4 protein-coding genes are annotated in these 4,380 nt (G+C 60.8%); all 4 read left to right on the top strand.

Annotated features, from left to right (window positions below; genetic code table 11):
• Nucleotides 1–588 (top strand): aldehyde dehydrogenase family protein (locus tag ACXJ7R_RS25770; RefSeq protein ID WP_457154292.1); only part of this gene is annotated, 588 nt, incomplete at its 5' end.
• Nucleotides 585–2,270 carry a thiamine pyrophosphate-requiring protein gene (locus tag ACXJ7R_RS25765; protein ID WP_457154291.1) on the top strand — a complete coding sequence of 562 codons (1,686 nt, stop codon included), beginning with the start codon at nucleotides 585–587 and terminating at the stop codon, nucleotides 2,268–2,270. The genes ACXJ7R_RS25770 and ACXJ7R_RS25765, both read left to right, overlap by 4 nt.
• Before the next feature lie 43 nt (nucleotides 2,271–2,313).
• Nucleotides 2,314–3,363: an ABC transporter substrate-binding protein gene (locus ACXJ7R_RS25760; RefSeq protein ID WP_457154290.1), complete on the top strand. Its 1,050-nt coding sequence runs from the start codon at nucleotides 2,314–2,316 to the stop codon at nucleotides 3,361–3,363.
• 60 nt (nucleotides 3,364–3,423) lie between these two features.
• Nucleotides 3,424–4,380, top strand: a 957-nt coding sequence (locus ACXJ7R_RS25755; RefSeq protein WP_457154289.1) for an ABC transporter permease, incomplete at its 3' end; no start/stop codon positions are given.

Below are 4,380 nucleotides of genomic sequence, written 5' to 3'. Positions count from 1 at the left end.
GCCATTCACGATGACTTCGTCAAGCGCATCACGGAAATCGCCGCAACGCTGAAGACCGGGTCCCCGCTTCATCTAGGCAATGATCTCGGCCCGGTGGTCAACGCTCGGCAGCTCGATGGCATTACCCGGGCAATCGCTGTTGCCGAGGGACAGGAGGGCGTGAGCCTGATGCTTGATGGACGCAAGGCGCAACGGCCTTCCGAGGGCTGCTTTATTGGACCGACGATCGCCGTCGGTGTCGAACCCGCCTCGAAGCTGGCGCAGGAGGAAGTGTTCGGGCCGGTGCTCGCCGTAATGTCTTTCACGTCGCTCGATGAAGCCATCGCGATCGCCAATGGCACACGCTACGGCCTTGGTGCCGCTGTCTGGACACGTGACATAGACAAGGCACTCCACGCCAGCGAGCGCCTGCATGCCGGCAGCGTCTTCGTCAACGCCGCCGGAGGCGTGAACATCGAAATGCCGTTCGGTGGCTTCAAGGAGTCCGGCTTCGGTCGCGATCGCTCGCTGCACGCCTTCGACAAGTTCACGGATATCAAGGCGACGCTCATTCGCCGTTCTGCCCGCGCTGTCGGAGCCGTCGTATGATCGTCGCCACGCAACCGGTGAAAGCGACGACTGCAGCCACGGCCTTTCTCGAAGCATTGAAGCGGCGTGGAGTCGACTACCTGTTCGGCAATGCAGGAACGGATTTTGCCGCGATCATCGAGGCCTATGCGACGCATCCCCAGCCATCCGCCCTTCCTCGACCGATCACCGTGCCGCACGAAAATCTTGCGGTGGCCATGGCGCACGGCGCCTATCTTGCCACTGGCAATCCGCAAGCGGTCATGGTGCACGTCAATGTCGGGACGGCTAACGCAATCTGCGGGCTCATCAACGCCTCTCGCGAACAGGTGCCGCTCATCCTTTGTGCCGGCCGCAACCCGATCACCGAAACGGGTTCCCTGGCTTCGCGCAACGCTTTCATCCACTGGGCTCAGGAGATGTTCGACCAGGGCGCCATGGTTCGCGAGGTCGTCAAATGGGACTATGAGCTACGTCGGGCAGATCAAACCGACCTTGTCGTCGACCGGGCGATAAGCATTGCCACGGCCCATCCACGTGGTCCGGTCTATCTCACCTTGCCGCGCGAGACCTTTGGCGAACCCGTGTCTGTTGAACCGGGACGGACTTCACCACAGGTGGCGCCGCCCGCTCCTGACGAGAACGCCATCAACATTGCTGCAAAATGGCTGGCTGAAGCGAGGCGTCCACTCATCGTGACCGGCGCGCTTGGTCGTGAGGCGCGCGAACGCCAAGCATTGGCGGCCTTTGCCGGAGCCCACTCGATTGCGGTGGCGGCGCACCGCCCGCGCTTCATGCCGCTTGATATTGATAATGCAAGCTTCGTTGGTTTCGAACCCGGGCCCTTGGTTGAGGAAGCCGACCTGATCATCGTTGCGTCCTGCGACGTGCCGTGGATTCCCCTGCATCACAGTCCTGGTGCCAGGACGCGCGTGATCCACCTGGCCTTCGATCCGAACTTCTCGCGGTATCCCGTGCGTGGATTTCAGGCTGACCTGGCGATCGATGGCGATGTCGCCACAGCCATGCGTTTGATCCAGGCCGCAAGCCACGCCGAAGCAGATGTGGTCGAGGAAAGGATTGCCTGGCTCGATACCAAGCGGACTGCGTTCAGGACCCTGAGAGAACGAGCCGTAGCCGACGTCGAACTGCCAAGCTATGCTCAAGTGGCACGTTGCCTGGCCGACGTGTCGGGCGAAGGCGACACCATTCTCGCCGAGACGGCATTCCCGACTGAGCTTCTCGCACTCGATGGCGGTGGCGGCTATTTTGGCGCGCCAAGCTCCGGCGGTCTTGGCTGGGCACTCGGCGCGGCTCTGGGAATAAAACTGACCGCGCCGGAAAGACGCGTCATCAGCCTGGTTGGCGACGGCGCCTACATGTTCGGCAACCCGACCCCTGCCCATTTCGTTTCCCGGGCAAATCAATTGCCGACGCTGACCATCATAATGAACAACAGCATGTGGGCAGCCGTTCGGCGCGCCACGCTGTCCGTCTACCCGGACAGCGAAACCAGATCGAACAGAAATGCGGTCTTCACGTATCTCGAGCCAAGTCCCGAATATGAAAAGATCGTCGAAGCATCCGGCGGCTACGGCGAGCGGGTCGAGCAGGCGAAAGACCTGCCGGCAGCGCTTCGCCGTGCCCTGCATGCCGTAGAGCAGGAGGGACGTCAGGCCGTCCTCAACGTGTTGGTTGCCTGAACATAAAACCGGGGAATACTCAACAAAACGGAGGACTAAAAAAATGTTCAAATCTCACATCAAGGCACTGTGTCTCGGCGCCRCTCTGGTCACAGCCACCGCCCTAAGTGTCAGTGCTCAAGAAAAGCAGATCACCGTCGCCAACTTCGGCGGTCTCGTTCAGGACATGGTCCGGGAGCTCTATTTCAGCCCCTTCGCGGCCACTGGCGTGAAGCTGGTGGAAGACAGCCGTGACTATGGCATCGGCGTCATCCGCACCCGCATCGAAGGGGGCAACAACACGTGGGACGTTGTTGCCGCGGAAGATGTCGAGGTGATCCAGGGATGCCAGGAAGGGCTCTTCGAAAAAATCGACTACAGCAAGATCAAGGAAGCCGCCAAGCTGATCCCGGATGCCAAGCTCGATTGCGGCCTTGGTGAGGTCCTCTACAACATGTCGATCGCCTACGATCCCGCCAAGACCTCAGAAGCACCTCAAAATTGGGCCGACTTCTGGAACGTCAAAAAATGGCCTGGCAAGAGATCTCTCTATCGCGACCCACGCGATACGCTGGAGGCAGCGCTGCTTGCCGATGGAGTTGCGCCGGCCGACGTCTACAAGACGCTCGCCACGCCGGAAGGCCAAGATCGCGCCTTCGCCAAGGTCAAGGAACTGATGCCCAACATCATCTGGTGGACCAATCCGGGACAGTCGCGGCAGTTTCTGGCAAGCGGCGAGGCGGTGTTCATTGCCACCTACGACAGCGGTATCAACGCCACCAATCTCGGCGAAGGGCTTAAGAACAAGGTCGTCAACAACAATTCGATCCGCCACATCGACTACTGGGCGATCCCGAAGGGGGCGAAGAATCTCGATACGGCCTATAGCTTCCTGAATTTCGCGACCGAAGCGGAGAGACAGGCGCAACTGGCATCCAAGATGGGGATCTCGGTTCCGAACACCGATGCTCTGCCCTTGGTCAAGCCGGAAGTGCTGCCGTTGTTGTCGGCCAATCCTGACAACATCAAGACGGCGATCCAGTCCAATGCAAGCTTCTGGCTGGACAATTACGATGCGCTGAACCAGCGCATGACGACCCTCATCGGCCAATGATAGAATGACACAGTATGGGCGCCTCCACAGGGTGCCCATACTGTGTGCATGTTCGGTTTCATGTTTACCAACCTCGCAAAGATAGCGGCCCCTCTCAGGCGGCTCGGGAACGCGCAGGCCCTTATCCTGGTCGCGCCGCTGTTCCTTTTCCTGCTCGTCACGTTCTTCGTGCCGATAGCGGCGACGCTGTGGCAGAGCGTTTCGGATCCGCTGGCCCGCCAGGCACTTCCGCGCACGATTGCCGCTCTTGGCGAGTTCGACGGAAGTTCGCTGCCGGACAGCCCAGCATTCGCCGGCTTGCAGCACGACCTAAAAACCACCGCTCCGGAAACACTGGCCAAGGCAGCCGTCCGCATCAATTCGGATCTGCCGGGTTTCCGGTCACTTCTGTTCAAGACGGTCACCGCCGTGTCGGCCGAGCCCGCTACGCTGACGGGGCCGGACTTCGTCGCCATCGACGCGCGATGGGGCCAGATCGCGACGTGGGCGGCAATCAAGCGCGCCGGCGGTCCGCTGACGGACGCCAACCTACTTGCCGCGCTCGACTTGAAGCGCACCGATCAGGGCGCTATCGCCAAGGTGGCGCCTGACAAGGCGCTTTTCGTCGGCATGCTTGTCCGTACGGTGGTCATGGCCGCCTGGGTGACACTCATCTGCCTGATCGTCGGCTTCCCGCTCGCCTATTTCATAGCCAGCTCACCGCCACGGCGGGCCGGATTTCTGATGATCTTTATTCTCCTGCCGCTGTGGACATCCATACTCGTGCGAACCCTGTCCTGGACCGTCCTCCTGCAACGCGAGGGCATCGTCAACGCCGTGCTTGCGGGGCTCGGTGCAGGTGGCGCGCCGTTCGACCTCATGTTTAACCGTATGGCAGTCTATGTCGGAATGACGCACATTCTGCTGCCGTTCATGGTCCTTGCCATCTTCAGCGTCATGAAAGCGTTCCCCGACGGCTATCTGAGGGCGGCATCCTCGCTGGGTGCCAAGCCGTTCACGGTGTTTCGCCGCGTCTAC

This window comes from Mesorhizobium sp. P5_C1, from assembly GCF_054049815.1.
The sequence above is the reverse complement of the archived record's forward strand: the minus strand, read 5'-3'. Positions and strand labels throughout refer to the sequence as shown.